At 66.6% G+C, this 811-nt stretch carries 1 protein-coding gene; it reads left to right on the top strand.

Translation table 11 applies throughout. From position 1 onward, the window contains the following. Positions 1–811: IS91 family transposase (locus SO139_RS46315; RefSeq protein WP_498542169.1), on the top strand; the 811-nt coding region annotated here is incomplete at both ends.

Genomic DNA, 811 nt, shown 5'->3' with positions numbered 1-811 from the left:
CGCACGGCAGCCCTCGGCGGCCATGTCGCGCGCTGCGAAGACTGCGCCTATACCACCATCGCCTACAACTCCTGCCGCAACCGGCATTGCCCGAAGTGCCAGGGCGCCGCCGCCAAGGACTGGCTTGCCGCGCGCGCGGCCGAGCTGCTTCCGGTGCCGTACTATCACGTGGTGTTCACGCTGCCGGCCCAGATTGCCGACATCGCCTACCAGAACAAGGCGGCGATCTATGACCTTCTGTTCAAGGCCTCGGCCGAGACGCTGATCACCATCGCCGCCGATCCGAAGCACCTCGGCGCCCGGATCGGTATCACTTCCGTGCTGCACACCTGGGGCTCGGCCATGACCCATCATCCCCACGTACACATGATCGTGCCGGGCGGCGGCATCTCGCCCGACGGCCAGCGCTGGGTGTCCTGCCGGCCGGGATTCTTCCTCCCGGTCCGCGTGCTCTCCCGCCTGTTCCGTCGGCTGTTCCTGGAGAAGCTCGTCGCCACGCACCAAGCCGGCCGCCTCAATTTCTTCGGCGACCACGCCCATCTCGCCGAGGCGCAAGCCTTCGCGGCTTATCTGGCGCCGCTGCGCAAAGCCGAGTGGGTGGTCTACAGCAAGCGGCCGTTCGGCGGACCTGAGGCGGTGCTGGCCTATCTGTCGCGTTACACCCACCGCCTCGCCATCGCCAACAGCCGCCTGATCGCCTGCGATGGGCAGGGCGTCACCTTCAAGTGGAAGGACTACCGGATCGAGGGCCGCAATCGATACAAGCAGATGACGCTCGGGACCTTCGAGTTCATCCGCCGCTTCCTCATCC

The sequence above is a fragment of the Bradyrhizobium sp. UFLA05-89 genome, from assembly GCF_059803475.1.
Note: the sequence above shows the minus strand (reverse complement) of the source record. Positions and strands in the feature narration are given on the sequence as shown.